The organism is Dactylosporangium sp. NPDC005555 (genome assembly GCF_040605635.1).
Lineage (GTDB): Bacteria > Actinomycetota > Actinomycetes > Mycobacteriales > Micromonosporaceae > Dactylosporangium.
Window position 1 is genome coordinate 238795 of the sequence record NZ_JBEXDG010000002.1, and the last position, 19954, is coordinate 258748.

The 19954-nt window shown below is 70.2% G+C and carries 25 protein-coding genes and 1 pseudogene; 15 read left to right on the plus strand and 11 right to left on the minus strand.

Annotated elements, in window-relative coordinates; genetic code table 11:
* The first annotated feature begins 182 nt into the window (after positions 1-182).
* The 5 genes from ABZS58_RS03690 to pheA all read left to right on the plus strand — a co-directional run bounded on the left by ABZS58_RS03690 (position 183) and on the right by pheA (position 3420).
* Positions 183-782: a nuclease-related domain-containing protein gene (locus ABZS58_RS03690; RefSeq protein WP_354777196.1), complete on the plus strand. Its 600-nt coding sequence runs from the start codon at positions 183-185 to the stop codon at positions 780-782.
* Positions 783-915: 133 nt separating this feature from the next.
* The gene (locus tag ABZS58_RS03695) at positions 916-1371 is read left to right on the plus strand and encodes a hypothetical protein (RefSeq protein ID WP_354777198.1); all 456 of its coding nucleotides are present in this window, start codon (positions 916-918) and stop codon (positions 1369-1371) included.
* 96 nt (positions 1372-1467) lie between these two features.
* Positions 1468-1872, plus strand: a complete 405-nt coding sequence (locus tag ABZS58_RS03700) for an ACT domain-containing protein (protein ID WP_354777200.1) — start codon at positions 1468-1470, stop codon at positions 1870-1872.
* A 33-nt stretch (positions 1873-1905) separates the two neighbouring features.
* A complete protein-coding gene (locus tag ABZS58_RS03705; RefSeq protein ID WP_354777202.1) occupies positions 1906-2418 on the plus strand; it encodes a hypothetical protein in 513 nt (170 codons plus the stop codon).
* 57 nt (positions 2419-2475) lie between these two features.
* The gene (pheA, locus tag ABZS58_RS03710; RefSeq protein WP_354777204.1) at positions 2476-3420 is read left to right on the plus strand and encodes a prephenate dehydratase; all 945 of its coding nucleotides are present in this window, start codon (positions 2476-2478) and stop codon (positions 3418-3420) included.
* A gap of 69 nt (positions 3421-3489) precedes the next feature.
* On the opposite strand, the gene ABZS58_RS03715 is transcribed toward pheA, so the two are convergent.
* From ABZS58_RS03715 to ABZS58_RS03730, 4 genes are all read right to left on the minus strand, one after another.
* Positions 3490-4197, minus strand: coding sequence for an AIM24 family protein (locus ABZS58_RS03715; RefSeq protein WP_354777206.1), 708 nt, complete (start codon positions 4195-4197; stop codon positions 3490-3492).
* Positions 4198-4256: 59 nt separating this feature from the next.
* Positions 4257-4988 carry an AIM24 family protein gene (locus tag ABZS58_RS03720; protein ID WP_354777208.1) on the minus strand — a complete coding sequence of 244 codons (732 nt, stop codon included), beginning with the start codon at positions 4986-4988 and terminating at the stop codon, positions 4257-4259.
* Positions 4989-4999: 11 nt separating this feature from the next.
* Entirely contained in the window at positions 5000-5347 is a 348-nt protein-coding gene (locus tag ABZS58_RS03725) for a metallopeptidase family protein (RefSeq protein WP_354777434.1), read from the minus strand.
* 89 nt (positions 5348-5436) lie between these two features.
* Positions 5437-5862 (minus strand): OsmC family protein, encoded by a 426-nt coding sequence (locus ABZS58_RS03730; RefSeq protein ID WP_354777210.1) that lies wholly within the window; start codon positions 5860-5862, stop codon positions 5437-5439.
* Here ABZS58_RS03730 and ABZS58_RS03735 point away from each other — a divergent pair.
* From ABZS58_RS03735 to ABZS58_RS03755, 5 genes are all read left to right on the plus strand, one after another.
* Positions 5861-6433, plus strand: coding sequence for a hypothetical protein (locus ABZS58_RS03735; protein WP_354777212.1), 573 nt, complete (start codon positions 5861-5863; stop codon positions 6431-6433). The genes ABZS58_RS03730 and ABZS58_RS03735 overlap by 2 nt on opposite strands.
* Positions 6426-7043 carry an NAD(P)-binding domain-containing protein gene (locus ABZS58_RS03740; RefSeq protein WP_354777214.1) on the plus strand — a complete coding sequence of 206 codons (618 nt, stop codon included), beginning with the start codon at positions 6426-6428 and terminating at the stop codon, positions 7041-7043. The genes ABZS58_RS03735 and ABZS58_RS03740 overlap by 8 nt, the downstream gene beginning before the upstream one ends.
* 15 nt (positions 7044-7058) lie before the next feature.
* A complete protein-coding gene (locus ABZS58_RS03745; RefSeq protein WP_354777216.1) occupies positions 7059-7652 on the plus strand; it encodes a hypothetical protein in 594 nt (197 codons plus the stop codon).
* Between the two features lie 108 nt (positions 7653-7760).
* A complete protein-coding gene (locus ABZS58_RS03750; RefSeq protein WP_354777218.1) occupies positions 7761-8576 on the plus strand; it encodes an HAD family hydrolase in 816 nt (271 codons plus the stop codon).
* Positions 8573-9385 (plus strand): HAD family hydrolase, encoded by an 813-nt coding sequence (locus ABZS58_RS03755; RefSeq protein WP_354777220.1) that lies wholly within the window; start codon positions 8573-8575, stop codon positions 9383-9385. Before ABZS58_RS03750 ends, ABZS58_RS03755 begins: the two co-directional genes overlap by 4 nt.
* A 170-nt stretch (positions 9386-9555) precedes the next feature.
* Here ABZS58_RS03755 and ABZS58_RS03760 read toward each other — a convergent pair whose 3' ends face one another.
* Entirely contained in the window at positions 9556-10092 is a 537-nt protein-coding gene (locus ABZS58_RS03760; RefSeq protein ID WP_354777222.1) for a bacterial proteasome activator family protein, read from the minus strand.
* An 83-nt stretch (positions 10093-10175) separates the two neighbouring features.
* Here ABZS58_RS03760 and ABZS58_RS03765 point away from each other — a divergent pair, with 83 nt between their 5' ends.
* From ABZS58_RS03765 to ABZS58_RS03775, 3 genes are all read left to right on the plus strand, one after another.
* Positions 10176-11006, plus strand: a complete 831-nt coding sequence (locus ABZS58_RS03765) for an alpha/beta hydrolase (RefSeq protein WP_354777224.1) — start codon at positions 10176-10178, stop codon at positions 11004-11006.
* 81 nt (positions 11007-11087) lie between these two features.
* Complete coding sequence (locus tag ABZS58_RS03770; RefSeq protein WP_354777226.1) at positions 11088-12296, plus strand: ABC transporter substrate-binding protein; 1209 nt, start codon at positions 11088-11090, stop codon at positions 12294-12296.
* Between the two features lie 608 nt (positions 12297-12904).
* The gene (locus ABZS58_RS03775) at positions 12905-14641 is read left to right on the plus strand and encodes a hypothetical protein (RefSeq protein ID WP_354777228.1); all 1737 of its coding nucleotides are present in this window, start codon (positions 12905-12907) and stop codon (positions 14639-14641) included.
* A 51-nt stretch (positions 14642-14692) separates the two neighbouring features.
* Here ABZS58_RS03775 and ABZS58_RS03780 read toward each other — a convergent pair whose 3' ends face one another.
* Together ABZS58_RS03780 and ABZS58_RS03785 are read right to left on the minus strand one after the other, a co-directional pair.
* Positions 14693-14941 (minus strand): hypothetical protein, encoded by a 249-nt coding sequence (locus ABZS58_RS03780; protein WP_033360579.1) that lies wholly within the window; start codon positions 14939-14941, stop codon positions 14693-14695.
* A gap of 32 nt (positions 14942-14973) precedes the next feature.
* Positions 14974-16191 (minus strand): ABC transporter substrate-binding protein, encoded by a 1218-nt coding sequence (locus tag ABZS58_RS03785; RefSeq protein WP_354777230.1) that lies wholly within the window; start codon positions 16189-16191, stop codon positions 14974-14976.
* 256 nt (positions 16192-16447) lie between these two features.
* On the opposite strand from ABZS58_RS03785, the gene ABZS58_RS03790 reads away from it, so the two are divergent.
* On the plus strand, positions 16448-16885 hold the full coding sequence (locus ABZS58_RS03790) for a hotdog fold thioesterase (protein ID WP_354777232.1): 438 nt from the start codon (positions 16448-16450) through the stop codon (positions 16883-16885).
* Positions 16886-16933: 48 nt separating this feature from the next.
* A complete protein-coding gene (locus ABZS58_RS03795; protein ID WP_354777234.1) occupies positions 16934-17326 on the plus strand; it encodes a hypothetical protein in 393 nt (130 codons plus the stop codon).
* A 499-nt stretch (positions 17327-17825) separates the two neighbouring features.
* Here ABZS58_RS03795 and ABZS58_RS03800 read toward each other — a convergent pair whose 3' ends face one another.
* From ABZS58_RS03800 to ABZS58_RS03815, 4 genes and pseudogenes are all read right to left on the minus strand, one after another.
* Positions 17826-17963, minus strand: coding sequence for a hypothetical protein (locus ABZS58_RS03800; RefSeq protein ID WP_354777236.1), 138 nt, complete (start codon positions 17961-17963; stop codon positions 17826-17828).
* 497 nt (positions 17964-18460) lie between these two features.
* Positions 18461-19075 carry a hypothetical protein gene (locus ABZS58_RS03805; protein ID WP_354777238.1) on the minus strand — a complete coding sequence of 205 codons (615 nt, stop codon included), beginning with the start codon at positions 19073-19075 and terminating at the stop codon, positions 18461-18463.
* Positions 19076-19154: 79 nt separating this feature from the next.
* Complete coding sequence (locus ABZS58_RS03810; RefSeq protein WP_354777240.1) at positions 19155-19472, minus strand: helix-turn-helix transcriptional regulator; 318 nt, start codon at positions 19470-19472, stop codon at positions 19155-19157.
* Positions 19469-19808 (minus strand): annotated as a pseudogene (locus tag ABZS58_RS03815) (type II toxin-antitoxin system RelE/ParE family toxin). The gene ABZS58_RS03810 and the pseudogene ABZS58_RS03815 overlap by 4 nt, the downstream one beginning before the upstream one ends.
* Positions 19809-19954 lie beyond the last annotated feature (146 nt).

Consider the following 19954-nt stretch of genomic DNA (forward strand, 5'->3'; position numbering starts at 1 on the left):
GTCCAAGTATGCTGGTTCGGCGTCTGAACACGTACGGTGTTTGAACACACACGCAACCGAGCGGCGACTTGGAGGTGTGCGAGATGACCGAACTGCTGCACCGCGGCGGGACGGGTTCGCAGCCCGAAGGGTTTGACGATCGCATCATTGTTGATGCCGGCCGGCCTTCCCCCATTGACTGGATGCGCGAGCGACGCGCCGAGCGCGGAGTCCGCAGGGAAGAGGCAGGGCACAACCGTCTGTATCGCAGGATGGGCAACCTCATCGGTCGCCTCGGCGAGGAGTGGCACGTCCTGGACCTGCGCGAGCTGGCCGAGCGCCGGTCGTTCCTCGCGGTCGGCCCGGGTGGCGTGTTCGCAGTGACGGTCAAGAACCACGGTCGCAGCCGTGTCTCCTTCGCCGGCGACATCGTCCAGATCGACGGCAAGCGCCCGAAGTATGTCGAGGAGACGCGCTCGGAGGCCAAGGCCGCCGCTGAGGCGCTGTCCCGAAGTGCCGGGGTGTCGATCCCGGTCATGCCGATCCTGGCGTTCGCCGGCACCGGCAAGATCAGCTTCTACGGGGTGCCGAAGGGCTGCCTCGTCACCGCGTATCACGAGCTGCCCCGGGTCCTGAACGCCCGCGGGATGCGGCTCGCCGCGGACACCGTCGACAAGGTGTTCTCGCTCGCGCTGCACCCGGCCACGTGGGCCTCGCAGTCCTATGCCGCGTTCGCGGACAGCTACCGCTGGTACAAGGACGGGGAGCATGTGGGCACTGACAAGCGGGGTGACGCGGAGTAGCCTCTGCGGCGTGGAGCCGCTCGACACGAAGCGCCGGATTGAGCAATCGCTGTGCACCGATAACCCGCGCAATGATGCCATGATGAGTTCGCTGCGCGGACGCGTCCGTCGCACCGGTGCCTGAGGAGGCGCTGTGGCGCATGTCGAGCTGTCCATCTCCGATCCACACCTTGCCCGTTCGCCAGATCCGGATCTCGCCCTCCCGCCCGAGCCGACGGAGTCGTCGCTCGACCGCTGGGCGGCGACGGTCGCCGACGCGGCGGAGCCGAGCCTGGTGATCGACGACAAGGCGGTCATCGTCGCGGTGTCCGCGTCGTTCGAGGACCTGCTCGGGCTCACCGAGTCCGCGATCGACCGTCCCCTGGTCGACGGCGTCCTGCAGCTGCTCGACTTCGGCGACGGTGGCGCGCTGGACGCCAGCGAGATCAACAAGACGCCGCCGCTGCTCGCGCTGTCCTCCGGGCGGCTCGCCCGCGGCCTGGTGCGGGTGCGCTGCGCGACCGGGGCGCGCACGTTCGACGCGATCGCGACCCCGCTGCTGCAGGACGGGCAGGTCGTCGGCTCATTGACGTTCTTCAGCACGGTCTGAAAGCGGCGGTGCGGCGGGGCACCCGACCGGGGGGACGCACGTGGCTTGGCTCACGGCTCCCGCCACGCAACGCGTTCGCACCGTACGCTCGTTGTCATGTTGGACCTCGAGGTGTTGCCAGGTGACTATGCGATCGGTCGGCTCCCGGCCGGATCGCCCCTCCCGGCGAGCCTCATCGAGGCCGCCGCGACGGGCCCCGACGTCATCTCGGTGACGTGGACGCCCGAAGAGGTCTCCATCCTGTGCCCCGCCGACCGGGTGCCCGCCGGCGCCGCGGTCGAGACGCCGTGGCGCTGCCTGCGTGTCGCCGGGCCGGTCCAGCTCGCCCTCACCGGCATCCTCGCCTCGATCGTGACCCCGCTCGCCGACGCCCGGGTCAACATCTTCGCGTTCTCCACCTTCGACACCGACTACGTCCTCGTGCCGGCCGTCCGGCTCGGTGAGGCCCTGGCCGCCCTCAACGCCGCCGGACATCGGGTCACCGCCTCCGACACCGTATGAACCTTCGGGGACTGGCGTCCTACGATGTCCTGCATGCGCACTGCGGCCGCTGTGCTCGCGATCGTCAGCCTTGGATGCCTGCTGTCCGGCTGCACCCGCTCGCACGACGACGAAGGGCCGCTGCTGCCGACGGTGTCGCCCCTGCCGGCGCGGACCCTGAGCCCGACGCCGGTCGGCACGCCCAACGTGCCGCCGGCCCGCACCACCGCCGCGCCGAGCGCCAGCCGGAGCCCGAGCACGCTGCCGTTCTCCGACGCGTACGTGTCGCAGTGCAACGGCCGCCCGACCGGCGAGCAGGTCATCGCGGCGGTCCGGAAGGCCCGACCCGGCCTGCCCACCGGCTCCGGCCTCACCGTGAAGACCGGGCCGCTGTGTGCGGGGGTCTGGCAGTACACCATCCTCACCGTGACCAACAGTGAGCCTCTGCAGATCATGTCGAAGGGCGCACCGGCCTCGCTGACGATCGTCACCGCCGGCACCGACCCGTGCAGCGTCGAGGTCAAGGCGACCGCGCCGCTGGCGCTGCTCAGGACCGCCGACTGCTGAGTGGCTGCTGCGGCCACCGGGCCTGGGGTCACCGGGCCGGGCGTCTAGGCTTGGCACATGCCTGGTGTGCCGCCGACGCGGTTTGTCTACCTGGGGCCGGAGGGCACGTTCTCGGAGCAGGCGCTCAAGACCGTCCCGGCCGCCGACCGCGGGGTGCTGACCCCGGCCCGCAGCGTCCCGGAGGCCCTCGACGCGCTGCGCGCCGGTGACGCCGACGCCGCGCTCGTCCCGCTGGAGAACTCGATCGGCGGGCAGGTCGGCGTCACGCTCGACGAGCTGGCCAACGGCGAGCCGCTGATCATCACCCGCGAGGTGGTGCTGCCGGTCCAGTTCGTCCTCGCCGCCGCGCGGGACCGGCCGCTGGACTCGGTCCGGTCGGTCGCCGCCCACCCGCAGGCCGGCGCGCAGTGCCGCAAGTGGCTGCGCGACCATGTGCCGCAGGCGACCGTCGTCGACGTGCTGTCCAACGCGACCGCCGCGATCGGCGCCGGCGCCGGCGAGTTCGACGCCGCGATCTGCGCCGCGATCGGCGCGACCCGCTACAAGCTGCACGTCCTGGCGAAGGACATCGCCGACAACGCCGAGGCGATGACCCGCTTCGCGCTGGTGTCGCGGCCCGGCCCGCCGCCGCCGCCGACCGGCGACGACCTCACCACGCTCGCGGTCTACATCTCCCACGACCGGGTCGGCGCGCTGCTGGCCGTGCTGACCGAGCTGTCGGTCCGCGGGATCAACCTGACCAGGATCGAGTCCCGGCCGACCGGCGAGCGCCTCGGCCGTTACGTGTTCTTCCTGGACTGCGCTGGTCACGTCGCCGAGCCGCCGATGGGGGAGGCGTTGCAGGGGCTGCGCCGCATCTGCGCCGACGTGCGGTTCCTCGGGTCCTATCCGCGGGCCTCACACACCGACCCGCCGCCGCGGCGGGCCCCCGGCCTCTCGGATCAGGACTTCACCGATGCCGCGGGATGGCTGGCCAGTCTGCGAAACGGCGCCGGATCCTGAGCCTGCTCAAGTTGAGCGGGCTTGAGGTCGGAGGATGGGCGGGGCCCACCCTCCGACCGTGGATGGCGGTCAGCCGCCGAGGCTGCCGAGGAGGCCGCCGCTGCTGGACTGCGCCGCGGCGGGCTTGCCCTCGCTGGGCTGGATGATGACGAAACCCTGCCCCTGCAGCACCAGCTGGAAGAGCTCACCCGAGCCGCCGCGCAGCATCGACTTGAGGCTCTGGTTCTTCTGGATGCTGGTCTGCAGGCTGCTCGACCACCCGACGACCGCGTCGGTGTCGACCAGGACCGGCGCCTGCGGGGACACCGGGATGATGATCGGGGCGCCCTCGGTGATGATCGCGAGCCTGCCCTGACCCGTGAAGACGCTGTTGAAGAGGCCGCCGCCGAACATGCCGGCGCCCTTCACCATCTGGATGTCGTACCGCAACGAGGGGTCGAAGCAGAGGACGTTCTTGCCGTTGATCGACAACGCGTCGTTCGGCTCGATCTCCAGGATGTGGCAGTCGGATGCGGCGTCGGCGAACCACACCTCGCCCTGACCGCGCACGGCCATGAGGGACAGGCCCTCACCGGTCACCGCGCGCTTGAGGAAGTTTCCGACGCCCTGGCTCTTCACCTCGAACTGGACGTTGCCGCGGAAGGCGATCATGGCGCCCTGGCGGGCCATCATCTCACCGTTCACGGCGTACTTGACGCACTTGGAGTGCTGCAGGCTCATGCCTGCCTGGGTTGGGGGCTGGGCCATGTTCTCGGCCTTGAAGATGTCACCGCGCACGCTGCGCAGCGTAACGGGTCCTCCAAGGTCGCACGGAGGACCCGTTATCAAAGCGCGACTCAACCGCCCAGAAGGTTGCCCAGGACCCCGCCCTGCTGCTGTTGTCCCTGGCCACCGGCGAGACCCTGCGGCGGCTCCTCCGACGGCTGGACGACCACGAAGCCCTGCCCGGCGAAGCTCATCGTGAAAGCCTCACCGGTGCCGCGGCCCAGCAGCGTGCCGATGCCGAGCTGGTCGGCGCGGTGGTAGCCGGTCTGCAGGCCCGCCGACCAGCAGATCGCCGCCTGCGGGTCCACATACGTCGGGGCGTCGACGGTCAGCACCACGGGGGTGCCCTTCGTCGTGATCGCGAGCCGGCCCTGACCCGTGAACACGCAGTTGAAGAGGCCCGCCGACGACATCACGCCGACCCCTTGGACCATTTTCACGTCGTACTGCAGCGACGAGTCGAACGCGAGCACGTTCGCGCCGTTGATGGAGATCGCGTCGCCCTGCTCCAGATCGATGAGGTGCACGTCGGAGGAGCGGTCGGCGAAGAACACGTCGCCCCGGCCGGAGACCTTCATCAGCGGGACACCCTCGCCGGTCAGCTTCGACTTGAGCCACTTGCCGACCCCGCCGGAGCCGAGCGCCTGGAACACCACCTGTCCTTGGTAGGCGACCATCGTGCCGGTCCGGGCCATGATCTCGCCGTTGAGCTCGGCCTTGAGCATCTTCGAGTTCTGCAGCCGCAGACCGGGCTGCTGCGACTCCTTCTCCATGTTCTCCTGGGCGAACAGCGCACTACGCATCAGGAAACCCCCTAGCCCCAGCCGAGCGCGTGCAGGCGCTGGTCGTCGATCCCGAAGTGGTGGGCGATCTCATGCACGACGGTGATCGCGACCTCGTCGACGACGTCGTCCTCATCGTCACAGATCGCGAGGATCGGGTTGCGGTAAATCGAGATCCGGTCCGGCAGCACGCCGGAGTAGTCCCAGCCGCGCTCCGTCAGCGAGAACCCCTCATACAGCCCGAGCAGGTCGGCCTCGCCGGGCGGCGGGTCGTCGACGACCAGGATCACCACGTTGTCCATGAGGTCGAGCAGCTCCTCCGGGACCTCGTCGAGGGCGTCGCCCACGAGCTCCTCGAAGCGCTCCTTGCTCATTGTCACCGGCATGCCAAAGAGGGTCCCCCAGAACGGGGGACCCTCTCAAGAGATTGAGATCGACGGCGCGTCGGAACGGCGCGGCGAAACGAGACTCAGACGAGCTTCGCGTCGAGTGTGATCTCGACGGCGGCGAGCGCCTTGGAGATCGGGCAGCCGGCCTTGGCCTCGGCGGCGATCTTGTCGAACTCGGCCGCTTCGATGCCGGGGACGTCGCCACGGGTGGTCAGGTCGATCCGGGTGATGGCGAAGCCGCCGTCGACCGGGCCGAACTGCACGGCGGCGGAGGTCTCCACCGACGTGGGCGTGAAGCCGGCCTTGGCCAGGCCGTTGGAGAACGCCATCGAGTAGCAGGCCGCGTGCGCCGCAGCCACCAGCTCCTCGGGGTTGGTCCCCTCGCCGCTCTCGAAGCGCGAAGGGAAGGAGTAGGAACCCTGGAAGGAACCCGAGCCGGTCGAGACGGTGCCGCTGCCGGACTTGAGGTCGCCCTCCCAGCGGGCGGATGAAGTGCGAGTAGGCATGAACCAGACGCTAGCCCATTGCGTGTGCTCACAGGGACGAGCTCGGCAGTTCTTGGGAGGGATCACGTTGATGCAACGCAAACTGGTGCGGATCGGCGGCCTGCTGGCCGTGATCGGCCTGCTCACCGGCATTGCCTCGATCTTCGTGCCGTGGGTGCAGCAGCTGGTGGTGACCGGGTCCGGGCGCAGAGCCCAGCAGCGCCTCGACAGCATCACCGTCCTCAACATCAAGATGGGGCTCTGGTACGTGATCCTGCTGCTCATCCTGATCGCGGTGCTCGGCGCGGCGGTGCTGGGCGCCGACCAGGGACGCAAGTTCGCGGGCCTCGCCGGCCCGATCCTGTCGCTGGTGACCGCATCGGTCGCAGTGAGTCTTATCACTACGTTCGACGGCCGGCTCGCCGGGCCCGGCCGGATCACGGAGGTCGGCACTTCGGCGGGCAGCTGGCTGGCCCTGGTGGCGATGCCGCTGCTCGGCTTCGCGTGCGGCCTGATCGCGATCGGCCGTGCAAAAGCCGGCGCGGCGAGGCATGTTTCCGCCCCCGCGGGTGTTGCCGCCGAGCATGACTGATCTCAATGTGGGGGTCCTCGGCACCGGCATGGTCGGCGACGCGATCGCGACCAGGCTGGTCGAGGTGGGGTACGACGTCGTCATGGGCTCCCGGGACGCCGCCAACCCGAAGGCCGTCGCCTGGGCCGAGCGGACCGGCGGCCGGGCCGGCACCTTCGCCGACGCGGCCGCGCACGGCTCACTGCTCTTCAACGCCACGCCGGGCAACGCGTCGCTCGACGTGCTGCGCGCCGCCGGTGACCTCACCGGCAAGGTCCTCGCCGACATCTCCAACGACCTGACGTCCGCCGCCGCGCGACCGGTCGCCGCCGGGCTCCAGGCGGCGTTCCCGGCGCTGAAGGTCGTCAAGACCCTCAATACCGTCAACGCCGACGTCATGGTCCGCCCCGACCTGCTGTCCCAGCCGCACACCATGTTCGTCGCCGGCGACGACGCGGACGCGAAAGCACTGGTCAAGGGGGTGCTGGCGAAGTTCGGCTGGCCCGAGGGCGACCTGCTGGACCTCGGCGGGATCGACAAGGCGCACGCGATGGAGCAGTACCTGCCGCTGTGGCTCGCGGTGTGGGGCGCCAAGGGCGATCTGCGGTTCAACCTGCGGATCGTTTCCTGAGCTACCCTGCGCAACATGACTGAGCCTGTTGATGCTCCTGTGGCGCAGGAGCGTGGTCCCGGCCCGGTGGCGGTCGCCCTGTTCGTCATCGGGTTCGGGCTCGCCGCGGCCGCGCAGTATCTGCCGTGGGCCTCCATCGACGTGGCGGCCGCCGCGGAAAGCAATCAGCTCTCCGGCGAGAGCCGTGGCCTGCCCTCCAGCGTCGACATCGATCTGGCCAGCCTCAACAACGGCCACGTCGTGGTCTACCTCAGCACGCTCGCGCTCGCCCTGGTCGGCATCGGCGTGCTCGTGGTGACCCAGGGCGCGGTCCGCCGGGCCGCGAGCGCCGCCGCCGTGGCGCTGCTCGCCGGCAACGCCCTGGTCCTGATCGGCTTCCAGCGGGTGCTCGAGCACCTCGGGGGTGGTCCGTACGGCGCGTACACGCTGGCGGAGGAGGCCGTGCGCATCGGTGCCGGCTATCCGCTCGCCGTGGCGGCGACCGCGATGCTGGCGGCCGGCGCGATCGTCGGCGGGCGCGGGCTGCTGCTGCCCGCCCGGCGGGCGGCGAAGGACGAGCCCCACGACGGCACCGAGCCGCTGGAGCTCACCGTCACCCCGCTGCAGTGAAGTCCTCATCAGGACGTCGTACGTTCGGTTGAGATTTACTCGCATGGTGTGACCTCGGTGGGCGGCGGAGGTACGGTTGCTCCCCCGCTGACGCGGAAGGAGCACCGAATGCGGAGTTTGCCCAAACTCATCGCGACCGACCTCGACGGCACGCTCGTGCGCAGTGACGACACCGTGAGCGCCTACACCCGTGACGTCCTCGAGCGGGTCAAGGCCGCCGGCATCCACGTCGTGGGCGCCACCGGCCGCGGCCCGCGGCTGACCGAGCTCATCCGATACGACATCCCCGCCGCCGACTTCCTCGTCATGGGCGGCGGCAGCCGGGTCCTCGACATCCGGGACACCGACCATCCCGTCCTGCTGCGCGACGAGCGCCTCGCCGGCGACGCCCTCGCCGACGTCCTCGCCCGCCTCGAGCAGGAGCTCGGCACCCTTTCGGTGCTGATCGAGGCGGGCGACCACCACGAGGCGCCGCTGTGGGGCGACGCCGATCCGCACTGGCGCTACCCCGACGTCGTCGAGGCACGGGTGCGCGCCGAGTGCCTCACCGGCCCCGTCCTCAAGGGCTTCGCCCGGCACCCCACCTGCGACGTCGACGAGGTCCTCGCCGTCGCGGAGCGGGTCATCCCGGCGAGCATGGCCACGATCACCCAGGCCGGCCTCGGTTACATCGAGATCTGCCCGCCCGGCGTCGACAAGGCCACCGGCCTGCGCTTCGTCGCCACGGCGCTCGGCGTCGACCCCGGTGACGTCCTCGTCTTCGGCGACATGCCCAACGACGTGCCGATGTTCCGCTGGGCCGGCTTCGGCAGGGTCGCCGTCGCCAACGCCCACCCCGCGCTGAAGGCCCTCGCCGACGAGACGACGCTCACCAACGACGAGGACGGGGTCGCGACCTACCTCGAAGCTATGTTGAAGCTGTGACGCAGACCCCGCGACTGGTGGCCACGGACCTCGACGGCACGCTCGTCGGCCGGGACCGCGCGGTCAGCTCCCGCACGGTCGAGGTGCTCCGGCGCCTCGACGCCGCGGGGGTCGTGATCGTGCTGGTCACCGGCCGGCCGATCCGCTGGCTGCATCCGGTGTACGAGCAGCTGACCGTCCGACCGATCGCCATCTGCGCGAACGGGGCGGCGACCTACGACCCGCGGACCGACACGATCGTCCACAGCACCCCGATCGAGCCGGCCGCGCTCGCCGAGGCCTGCGAGCGCCTCCGCGCCGCGGTGCCCGGCGTGGTCTTCGCGGTCGAACGCGACGGTGGCCGGCAGATGCGGCACGAGGAGGCGTTCCCCGTCGGGCCGTGGGAGGTCAACCACGGGTCCGTCGGTCCCGTGTCGTATGCGGAACTGCTGACCCGCCCCGCCGCGAAGCTCCTGGTCAGGGCCGGGGTCCAGCAGTCCGACGAGTTCACCGCCGTGGTCGGCAAGTGCCTCGACGGACTGGCCGAGGCGACGAACTCCTCCTCCAGCGGCATGGTGGAGGTCTCCGCCGTCGGCGTCACCAAGGCGACGGCGCTCGCCAGGGTCGCCCGCGAGCACGCCGTCACCGCGCCGGAGGTGGTCGCGTTCGGTGACATGCCCAACGACCTGGCCATGCTCACCTGGGCGGGACGCGGTGTCGCCATGGCGAACGGCCACCCGGCGGTCCTGGCCGCCGCGCACGACGTCACCCCGGCGACCAACGAGGACGACGGGGTCGCCGCCTACCTGGAGACCCTCTACCGCCACTGACCGTCGCGCCCTTGTTCTATCGCGTCCTTGCTCCGTTGCGCCTTTGTTCCGTTGCGCCTTTGTTCCGTTGTGCCTTTGTTCCGTCGCGTCATGACGACGGGCGGCCACCCCGTCGTCCCGGCCCTTGATGCACAGGCCGGGACGACGGGGTGGCCGCCTGTTTCGCCGCGCTACAGGTATTGACCGGTGCCCGTGGGCGTCGGCTGGGGGCCCTGGCCGGGAGCGCCGCCGGGACCGCCGGTCAGCGCCGGGCGACCGCGCATCTGCTCGAGCTGGACGCGGGCGGCCATCTGCTGGGCGACCAGCGCCGCCTGGATGCCGTGGAACAGGCCCTCGAGCCACCCGACCAGCTGTGCCTGGGCGATGCGCAGCTCGGCCTCGCTCGGCGTCGAGCCGTCGTCGAACGGCAGGGACAGCCGCTCCAGCTCGTCGCGCAGCTCGGGGGCGAGACCGTCCTCCAGCTCCAGGATCGAGCGGCGGTGGATCTCCTTGAGCCGGCTGCGCCCCGCCTCGTCGAGCGGGGCGGCGCGAACCTCCTCGAGCAGCTGCTTGATCATGCTGCCGATGCGCATGACCTTGGCGGGTTGCTCGATCAGCTTGCTCGGGTCCTCCGCACCCTCCTCGTCACTGGACATGGTGCCGAGCGGACGTCCGTCGGGTCCGACCACCAGCACGGTGCGCGACTCGTCCTGCGCCTCATCTGCCATGGTTCCTAGTCTTGCCTACCCGTCGTCCGGCCTACCACAAAGGGGCCCTGTTGCCACGCTTCGTGACGCGCTAACGTCGCCCCGTGACGAGTGATCCCCGCGAGGTGCTCAGCCGACCCGCCCGACCCGCGGACTTCACGCTGCGGTATGGCGAGCACCCCGACCAGCTGGCCGACGTCCGGCTCGCGGCCGTGCCCGACGCGCCACTGGTGCTCTTCATCCACGGTGGGTTCTGGCGCAGCGAGTGGGACCGCGCGCACACCGCCCCGCTCGCCGCGGACCTCGCCGAGCGGGGCTATGCCGTCGCGACGGTCGAGTTCCGCCGCACCGGCCAGCCCGGCGGCGGCTGGCCCGGCACGTTCTCCGACGTGGCGTCCGCCGCCGTCGCGGTGCCCGACCTGCTCGCCAAGGAGATCGCGCACCGCGGGCTGCGGCCCGTCGCGATCGACCGGCCGATCCTCGCCGGGCACTCCGCCGGTGGGCATCTCGCCCTCTGGTACGCCGCGGTCGCCCCCGACGCCGTCGGCGGGGTCGTCGCCCTCGCCCCGGTCGCCGACCTGGCCCGCGCACACGAGCTCGACCTCGACGACGGTGCCGTCGCCGACCTGCTCGGCGGCCCGCCCGACCAGGTGCCCGAGGCGTACACGGCGGCGGATCCGATGCGCAACCTTCCGTCGAAGGTCCGCACCGTCGTGGTGCACGGCAGCGACGACCCGATCGTGCCCGTCGAGCTGTCCAGGGCGTTCTGCCGCATGGCCCGCCGGGCCGGGGACGACACCACGCTGGTGGAGTTGGAAGGTGTGGAACACTTCGCTGTGATCGATCCGCTGTCGGCCGCCTGGCCCGCCGTCCTCGCCGCGTTCGGCACGGTGACTCTCGGTGAGTCGCAGGCTGAGGCCGACACCGACGATTGACTGTCTGCCGCGTTGGCGGTAGAACGCAGCGTGGGTGTCGAGGTTTTCTCGCCGCCGCAGGGTGCTGGGGAGGAAAAGTACGTGTCCCACCTGAACCGCCGCCAGGCGCTCCGACTCTTCGCGGCCGCGGGCGTTGCAGGCACGGCCGCACCGTTACTCTCCGCATGCAGCAGTGGCAGCAGCTCCAACACCAACGTCTCGCTGCCGACCGGGCCGCCGGTCAAGATCGGCATGATCGTGCCGCTGACCGGGAGCCGCAAGGACCTCGGCAACGAGATGGACAACGGCTTCCAGCTGTATCTCAAGACGCACGACAACAAGCTCGGCAACCGCGAGGTCCAGCTGCTCAAGGTCGACGAGGGCGAGACGCCCGACATCGGCAAGGCCGCCGCGGAGAAGCTGACCAAGGAGGACCGCGTCCTCGCGCTGACCGGCGTGGCGTCCGCCGCGACGATGCTGGCGATCAAGGACACCATCGAGGCCGCAGCCGTGCCGCTGGTCGGGTCCAACGCGTCGCCGGTCGCGCTGCAGAGCGCCAAGTACATCTGGCGCACGTCCTTCGTCGCCAATGAGCCCGGCCAGGCGCTGGGCAAGTGGGCCGCCGACAACGCGGGCGGCTCGCTCGCCATCGTCGCCGCCGACTACCCGGGCGACGACGACGAGGTCAACGCGTTCCTCGAGGCCTTCAAGTCGGCCCAGGGCGACGTCAACGGCAACGGCATCCGCTTCACGCAGTTCCAGCAGAAGGACTACTCCCAGGTCCTCCAGCAGGTCAAGCAGTCCGGCGCGACGGCGATGTTCGCCTTCTACGCGGGCACGTCCGCGGTCGACTTCGTCAAGCAGTTCAAGGCCGCGAAGTTCCCCGCCGGCTTCAAGCTCATCGCGCCCGGCAGCCTCACCGAGGGCTATGTCCTCAAGCAGCAGGGCAACGACGCGCAGGGCATCTACACCGCGATGAACTACTCGCCCGACCTCGACAACGCGGCCAACCGCCGCTTCATCGCCGACTACCAGAAGGCCTACGGCTCGATCCCGTCGACCTACGCGATGGCCTCCTACGACGCCGCCGCCGTGCTCGACAAGGCGATCGGCGACGCGAGCCGGCCGTCGCTGGACTCGTTCTCCCTCAACGCCGCGATCGGCAAGCTGGGACAGATCGACAGCCCGCGCGGCGGCTGGCAGTTCAGCCAGAACAGGACCCCGCTGCAGCGGTGGTATCTGCGCCAGGTCCGCCTCGACGGTGCCCTCCTGTCCAACGTCCTGACGGCGGAGCTGACGACGCTGGGCTAGGTGCTCCCACGCCGCAACCAGGCCGGGGTCGACAAGGACCGCCGGCCTGGCGGAGGATGTGATTCCGTTCCTCGACGTCGGCAGGCAATGTGACCAACCCCGAATCGGCCGCATCGGCGCCCCCCGCCGCCCCTTCGACTGATGCTGCTTCGAAAGCAGCGGTGGTGACCGTCCCGCCGACAGTCCCGGCCCAGCCCGGCCCACCCAGCGCCGAGACCCTGCACGACCAGCCCGCTCCGGTTGCGGCCGCCGCTGATGCACCGACCACCGCCCCGCCTCCGGCAGCCACCGCCCCCCCGGTTCCCGCGCCGGCCGCCGTCCCCGCGCCGCCGGTCGCCGCCCCGCCGCTCGCTCCGGCCACGCCGCCTGCCGCCGCGCAGCTCGCTCCTCCTGCGCCGCCCGCTCCGGCCACGCCACCTGCCGCCGCGCAGCTCGCTCCTGCCGCGCCGCCAGCGCTGGCCATGCCGCCTGTTGTCGCGCAGTCTGTCCCTGTCCCTGTCCCTGCCGCGCCGCCTGCTCCGGGCACACCGCCGGTTGCCGTGCCGCCTGCCACCGCGCCGGTCGCGGGCCTCGCGCAGTCTGCCCTTGCCGCGCCGCCCGCTCCGGGCATGCCGCCGGTTGCCGCCGCCGCGCCGGTCGTCGGCCCCGCGCCGTCTGCCTCTGCCGCGCCGCCTGTTGCCGTGCAGCCCGGTCCTGCCGCGCCGGTCGCTGTCACGGCGCCGTCCGGTGTCGTGCCGACCGCTGGTGCTGCGCCGGTTGCCGCGCCTGGAGCCGGGGCGGCGGGTGGGGTGCCGCAGCAGTACGTGCCGAATCCGGGCCTGCCGGGGCATTTCGTGCCGCAGCAGCGGATGCCGGCCGAGGGCACGCAGCTGTTCGCGCCGCAGCAATATGGCCCGCCGCAGTACGTGCCGGCACAAGGCCGGGTGGAGCAGGGGTTTTTTGGACCGTTCCAGGCGCCGCCGGTACATCAGCCGCTGCCGCAAACGTATCCAGCCGGTGCCTATGGTTGGGCGCCGCAGCTGCCGCCGCAACCGCGTCGCAGCTTCCTCTGGCCGGTCCTCACCACGCTGCTGGTGGTGAGCATGGTCCTCGCCCTCGGCGGGGCCGCTGCGGCCGCCTGGGCGCTGCGCGGGGGCGGCGGCGGCGGCGAGACCGACCTGGTCTCCTCCACGTGGGTCGACATGCGCACCGGCGTCGGTGTGAAGGCGATCGAGGAGATCCTGGAGCGGCACACGCAGGCGGTCAAGAAGAAGGATCTCGACGCCTGGATGGCGGACGTCGAGCAGAGCGACGCGGCGTTCGTGAAGCGGCAGAAGCAGCTGTTCGAGAATCTGGTCAAGATGCCGTTCGCCGACATCAGCTTCGACCGGACCAAGCTGTCCGCCCGGCAGCTGGCGAAGTTCCTGCCGACGCAGCTGTTCGACCGGTATCACGCCGCCGTGCACGTCGAGGCGGTCACCATCCGGCACAGGGTCGAGGGCGTGGACAGCAAGACCGTCGCCACGCCGTGGATGCCCGTGGTCGCGTGGACCGGCGGCAAGTGGCTCATCGTCGGCGACGCGGCCGGCAAGGACCTGCCGATCGGCGTCAACGGCCAGCCGTGGGACTCGACCGGGCCGGTCGCGGTGCTGCGCAACGACCGCATCATCGCCGTGGTCTCCGCCGACGACGCCCAGCGGGGCCGCAACCTGCTGCAGATGGCCGAGACGAGCCTCAAGCAGGTCATCGAGGTGCGCCCGGCCGGCTGGGACGGCAAGGTCCTCTTCACCGCCGTGCAGGACAAGCGGATCTTCGACACGTACTTCGCCGAGTCGCAGGAGCGGATCGCGCAGGTCGCGGCGATCGCGGTGCCGTATTACAACCAGGTCGGCGACTGGGACTCGGCCCGGGCGTACAGCTCGACGCGCGTCGTGTTCAACCCGACGCAACTGACCGCGCAGACCGAGGAGCTCGCGCACGACCTCACGCACGAGTTCGCGCACGCCGCCATGGGTCCTGTGACGACCGCGCGGACGCCGCGGTGGGTCGTGGAGGGGTTCGCGGAGTACGTCGCGTACAAGAAGGACAGGGTGCCCGCGGCCGGCATCCGGCAGGCGCTCGGCGACCTCGTCATCTCGACCTTGCCAACCGACGAGCAGTTCTACTCCGAGCCGCGCAACTACATCGCCAGCTGGCTGGCGAACCGGATGATCGCGGAGAAGTTCGGGCAGGACAAGCTGATCAAGTTCTACGAGGCGTTCCAGAACGTGGCCGAGGTCGAGTCGGCGGCGCGTGAGGTGCTGGGCATCGGCGTGGCCCAGCTCGAGCAGCAGTGGCGGGACTACGTAGCACAACAGCGCGGCTGAGGGTTTCCCCTCCGCCGCGCTGTCGCTTTGGTCCTGCTTATTGAGGCGGAGTCAGACGGTCGCCGGCGGGAGGCCGCCGTCGCCGTCGACGACCTGCTCGGGCGTGCCGTCCTCGTCGATGTCGCTCATCGTGATGTCGACCTTGCCGTCGCCGTTGGTGTCGAACTGGAACACGTCGGCCTTGCCGTCACCGTCGGTGTCGATCGCCCAGAGGTCGGGCTTGCCGTCGTTGTTCGTGTCGCCGACGAGGAGCTCGATGCGCTGATCGCCACGCGTCTCGACAATCTCGTTCTCGCTCATGCTGGGGGATCCTCTCGGTCGGTCGGAATCAGCTAGGCCGCTGGTGCCTTTATGCCCGCGGCGACCAGTGCTTTAATCACCAGCGCCGACTCGTCGAAGCCCACCAGCAGGATCGCGGTCGGCTCGAAACTCTTGATCTGGCTCGCGATCGGCGTGAAGAGCTTCGCCGCGTCGGCCTTCGGGTCGTAGTTGTCCTTCGCCTCGTACTTGGCGATCAGCAGGTTGGACTCCTTGACCCCGGCGGCCATGAGGTCGGTGCGGACCCCGGTCGACAGGCCGCTGCCATAGGTGTCGTCGCGGGCGATGATCGCGATCTTGGTGTGCCCGTCCCGCATGATGATGTCGGCGATGGCCTTGGCCTGCAGCACGTCGGGCGGCGACGTGCGGAAGAACAGGCCTTTGTCCTCGAACTTCGTCAGCTCGTCAGACGTCGCCGACGGCGAGATCATGACCCTGCCGGCCTGCACGACCTGCGGGATGACGGCCTTGCTCACACCCGACGCGCCCGCACCGATGATCACGTGGGCGCCGCCGGTGATGAACCGCGCGGCGGTCGCCTTGGCGACGTCGGGGTTGGTGCCGTCGTCGCCCTCCTCGACCACGACCTGCTGGCCGAGCACGCCACCGGCCTCGTTGATCTCCTTGATGGCCAGCTTGGCCGCGGCGAACATCGGCGGCCCCTGGAAGGCCAGCGCGCCGGTCTTCGGCAGCAGCAGGCCGAACTTCAGCGCCGGCCCCTTCCCGCCGCCCTTGTTGCCGGCGCTCGCGGATGGTGCGGCGGCCTTGTTCTCGGTCTTCTCGTCACCGGCGCCGACGAACTCGGTCTTCGCGTCGTCGATGGTGTTGTTGCGCCCGAAGTTGAGCACGCCATAGGTCGCGGACGAAGGCTCGCCCACGTCGGTGAAGCCGCTGCGTCGCAGTGAGATTCCGCGGTACTTGAAATCCTTGCCCGACCTGGCGGCCAGCAGGCATGCGGAGATCGAGTCGCACGTATTCTCACCGGTCGTCACGCTGATCAGGTGCTTGGCGATCGACGCGGACTCGACCGACTTGCCGGCCTCCGCCGCCAGCGCGGCAACGACGACGGCGTCATACGACTCGCCCGCGTAGTTGAAGTCCGTGAGATTGGGGTCGATGGTCCTGACCCGCCGCTTGAAGTCCTCACTCAGCGGCGTCAGCGGGGTCGTGCCCTTCATTCCGGCGAGCACCGCCGGTGAATCCTTGAGCGCCTCGCCGAACGAATTGGCCATGTTGCCGTCGGATCCATAGAAACGAAGCTCACTCTTTGTCTTACTGCCGCCGTCACTCTGCGCTGTGGAACCGCAGCCTGACGCGGTGAGCAACAGACCAATCGCGGTGATTGCTCCCACGATGGCTTTGGCCGACCGTGCGCGCATGAGTGTTTCTCCTCCCCAAAGGTGCCGTGCGCACCATAGCGCGGTCTGGCCGAGGACTTAAGTGGGGAGGTGGCAGCCGCGGGCGTACCACCCGGTAATCTCTATCGGCATGGAGGACACTGGCGTCACCGAGAGTGATGTCCTGCCCGACGGCATGTCGATGCAGGGCGCTCTGGCCTACCGGATGGGCATCAACCTGCTGGAGGCCGCCCCGGAGCGGGTCGTCGCCACCATGCCCGTCGCCGGCAACACCCAGCCCTATGGTCTCCTGCACGGCGGCGCCTCGGTGGTCCTCGCCGAGACCCTCGGCTCGATCGGCGCGGCGCTGCACGCCGCACGCCTGTTCAACGGCATCGCGGTCGGCGTCGAGGTCAACGCCACCCACCACAAGGGCGTCCGCGCCGGCGTCATCACCGGCGTCGCCACACCCCTCCGCCTGGGCGGGATGATCGCCTCGTACGAGATCGTCATCACCGACGAATCCGGCGACCGCGTCTGCACCGCCCGGCTGACCTGCGCACTCCGCCGCTCGTCAGGCGGGTCGTAGTCGGCGGTTCCGCGCCCACGGCTTGACTGTGCCGCATACGGTGTCGGCGTGGATGAGGCCGGAGACGAGACCTACCAGGACGCCGCCATGGTCCTGGAGTCCGCCTTGGCGGGCGACGGCGAAGGTGTGGTCCACACCTTCGACGCGGTCGTCGACCGGCGCGGAATGAGCGCCGCCTACGACGTCGCATGGCGCCTCGCCGCCGAAATGGTCGGCGAGAACCTCGCCCGCGGCCCATGGCGCCTGGAGTTCCCAGACATCGACGACGCCAACTATGACAAGCGCTGGGTCGCCCGCTTCGTCAGCGCCTACGCCAACGAGGACATCCCCAGTGGCACGGCGCTCTTCACGGTCGCGCTCGTCGACGGCAAGCTGCCGGACTGCCTGATGACCCTCGCCGGCTCCGCCGTCGCTACGCTCCGCCGCCGCGGCGCTGCCTAGTGCAATTTCGCACTTGCAGAATCGCAGTGAGTGCAGCATAGTTGTGCATACGTCGTTACCGAGCGTCGCAGCGCCCGAACCCCTGACCGTGCGTCGACTGAGGGGTCCGCGCGGTCGGGTGAACGGGCGGGCGCTCGCCTAGCCAACTGGCCTTGGCGACCCCGGGCGCCCGCCCCCTTTCTCGATCTCCTCGAGGGGCCGCGCCTTATGCCACGTGATGCTCTGTCTCCGGACGCCACCACCCGCCCTGATCCCAGCCCCGACAGCACATGTCCGGCCACCGGCGTGCGGCTGTGGCCGGGCCTGGGCGTGCCGTATCTGGGCGTGTCGTCGAGTGGTCTCGCCCCCGCCCGTGACGACCGACTTCTGCTGGTGCATGTGCCCCGCACGCACTGCCTCGTCTGCGGCACCGCCTGGCCGTGCCAAGAGGTGCGGTACGCCCGCGCGCTCACCGCCGGACACGCCGTGTGGGGAGGTCACCTCACGTGAGCGCCCTGCACTACTCGCAGATCGCCGCGGACAGGATCACCGCCGCGAACCGCACTGTCGCCGTCCACGTCGAGTCGGCCACCAGCGCCCGCTGCGCCACCTGCGACCAGCCGATGCCCTGCGCCTTCCGGCGCGCCGCCGAGGGCACCCTCCGCGCGTACGCCCGCCTGCCCCAACGCCTGCCAGGCCTCACCCTCCACGCCTCCGGCGCCGACCTCGGCCCCCGCGCCGGCCTCAGCTCCCGGGCCGACCTCAGCTCCCGGGCCGACCTCAGCCCTCGCGCCAACCTCAGCTCCCGCGCCGATGTTGGCTCGCATGTCGACGGCAGCCTGCATGCCGATGTCGGCTCGGGTGCCGATGGAGGCTCCGGCCGCGACCTCGGCCCGCATGCCGATCGCAGCCCGCATGTTTACTGCAGCCCGCGTGCTGGCCTCAAATCGCACGCCGACGGCGGTCGGCGGGCTGAGCTCGGTCCGGGGGCAGACCTTGGTCCAGAAGCTCACCTCGGGGTGCATGGCAGCCGTGGCGCGCTGCCGGCGAGGGCGGCTCGGCGGGCGCTGCGGGCAGGCGGGCGAAGGTGGTCGCTGAAGGCGGCGTTCGGCTGGTTCACCAGGGAAGGAAGTGGTGAACCAGCCGGTGGGCCGGTCAGTCCGTCATTGCCGCCCCCGGTGGTTTCGCCGGACCCACTGCCGGCGGGTGGTCCGGCTCCCAGGGCGCAGCCTGACGCATGGGACCGGTGGGCGATGGACTATCCGGCAGCGGAGTGGGGCGGGCCTCGCCGAGGGTCTGCAGGCGCTGGCGGATCGCGCCGTCCGTCCGTCCCAGCTCAACGGTCAGGGTCTTGATGGTGGCGCCCTCGCGGAAGCGGCGGATCAGCAGGTCGAGGTCCGCGGGCTCCCACGGCCGGCCGGACTTCGGCGCTGTGGGACGCGGGTCGCGAGGGTGCCGGCCATAGGGTGGCCATCCGTCCGAACGTCCGACGCCCGGCGGACGTGGGCCTGGTGGCGAACCGCCGCCGCGGAACCCGGCGAGCGCCGACGCGAGCAACTGCCCGACATCGCTCGCGTCGCCGGTCGGCAGCTCGGCGACCAGCTCGGTGAACACATAGCCGGAGTCCCACCCGACCAGCCGCAGACCGACGACACCGGAGCCGTCGTCGAAGGCGGTCACGTCATAGCTGCGATGGTCGAGCATCAGGCGGCGCCGCACATCGGTGCCGTGGGTCGGGTGGTCGTCGAAGTCCCAGTCGAATTCGCTCATCCCCGCACGCTACGACCAGGGTCTGACACTTCCCCGGCATCGTCGTCACTTCATTACGGGCAGTGACGACACGATGCGATCAGGCGATCGCGGTGATGTCGCCGTCGTCGAAGTAGATGGCTTGGTGGAGGCGGCCACCCAGAGCAATGGCGTAGCGGGCGAGGACCTCTTGACCCGAGACCTTGCCTTGCTCGATCTGGGAGACCCGGCCTTTGGTGACGCCCATGCGGTCGGCGACCTGCCGCTGTGTCAGGCCGCGACTGCGGCGTGCTTCGGCGAGTCGGTGGCCGGTGACCTCGGCCAGCAGTTCCTGTTTGCCGGCCGCGACGGCTTCCTCGCCGCCTGCCTGCTCCACGAGTTCGCCTCGGATGTCGCTCCAGCGCACGTAGCTGCTCATCGCTGGTCCCCCTCTTCCTGCGCCCGTTCTTTCAGGTAGATCGCGTAACGCTGCTCCGCCAGTGGTATCGCCTCGCGATACCAGGCTTCCCATTGCCCTGCCTTGTCGCCTGCGACGAGCAGGATGCTGGATCGCCACGGATCGAAGACGAAGAGGATGCGCATGGTGCCAGGTCGGAGCTCTTTGAGGTTCGTCAGCGACGAGTGGGTGATCGTGTCGACGAGAGGCCGACCGAGGCCCGGTCCGCTTTCGGCCAGCGCGTCGATCGCCTGCACAACCCGCGCTTTTGGCACCTGGATCCAGAGAGAAGATCCAGGTGCGGACCTCGTTGACGATGTAGATGCCCCACTCCGGGTGTGGTCACGGAGGCAGTATAGCGAAAGCTATACCGGCCTGGCGAAGGGTCCGGTGCTGTCGGCCGCCTGTACCGCCTGATCGCGGTGCACGGCGGCTGCGTCGACGTTGCATCGTCCTTTGTGGAC

Excerpts from the sequence above, each read along its gene's own strand:
- ABZS58_RS03690 (WP_354777196.1), top strand. The coding sequence starts at position 183 with ATGCGCGAGCGACGCGCCGAGCGCGGAGTCCGCAGGGAAGAGGCAGGG.
- ABZS58_RS03700 (WP_354777200.1), top strand. The coding sequence starts at position 1,468 with ATGTTGGACCTCGAGGTGTTGCCAGGTGACTATGCGATCGGTCGGCTC.
- ABZS58_RS03705 (WP_354777202.1), top strand. The coding sequence starts at position 1,906 with ATGCGCACTGCGGCCGCTGTGCTCGCGATCGTCAGCCTTGGATGCCTG.
- pheA (WP_354777204.1), top strand. The coding sequence starts at position 2,476 with ATGCCTGGTGTGCCGCCGACGCGGTTTGTCTACCTGGGGCCGGAGGGC.
- ABZS58_RS03720 (WP_354777208.1), bottom strand. The coding sequence starts at position 4,988 with ATGCGTAGTGCGCTGTTCGCCCAGGAGAACATGGAGAAGGAGTCGCAG.
- ABZS58_RS03735 (WP_354777212.1), top strand. The coding sequence starts at position 5,861 with ATGAACCAGACGCTAGCCCATTGCGTGTGCTCACAGGGACGAGCTCGG.
- ABZS58_RS03730 (WP_354777210.1), bottom strand. The coding sequence starts at position 5,862 with ATGCCTACTCGCACTTCATCCGCCCGCTGGGAGGGCGACCTCAAGTCC.
- ABZS58_RS03740 (WP_354777214.1), top strand. The coding sequence starts at position 6,426 with ATGACTGATCTCAATGTGGGGGTCCTCGGCACCGGCATGGTCGGCGAC.
- ABZS58_RS03745 (WP_354777216.1), top strand. The coding sequence starts at position 7,059 with ATGACTGAGCCTGTTGATGCTCCTGTGGCGCAGGAGCGTGGTCCCGGC.
- ABZS58_RS03750 (WP_354777218.1), top strand. The coding sequence starts at position 7,761 with ATGCGGAGTTTGCCCAAACTCATCGCGACCGACCTCGACGGCACGCTC.
- ABZS58_RS03760 (WP_354777222.1), bottom strand. The coding sequence starts at position 10,092 with ATGGCAGATGAGGCGCAGGACGAGTCGCGCACCGTGCTGGTGGTCGGA.
- ABZS58_RS03775 (WP_354777228.1), top strand. The coding sequence starts at position 12,905 with ATGCCGCCGGTTGCCGCCGCCGCGCCGGTCGTCGGCCCCGCGCCGTCT.
- ABZS58_RS03780 (WP_033360579.1), bottom strand. The coding sequence starts at position 14,941 with ATGAGCGAGAACGAGATTGTCGAGACGCGTGGCGATCAGCGCATCGAG.
- ABZS58_RS03785 (WP_354777230.1), bottom strand. The coding sequence starts at position 16,191 with ATGGCCAATTCGTTCGGCGAGGCGCTCAAGGATTCACCGGCGGTGCTC.
- ABZS58_RS03790 (WP_354777232.1), top strand. The coding sequence starts at position 16,448 with ATGGAGGACACTGGCGTCACCGAGAGTGATGTCCTGCCCGACGGCATG.
- ABZS58_RS03805 (WP_354777238.1), bottom strand. The coding sequence starts at position 19,075 with ATGAGCGAATTCGACTGGGACTTCGACGACCACCCGACCCACGGCACC.
- ABZS58_RS03810 (WP_354777240.1), bottom strand. The coding sequence starts at position 19,472 with ATGAGCAGCTACGTGCGCTGGAGCGACATCCGAGGCGAACTCGTGGAG.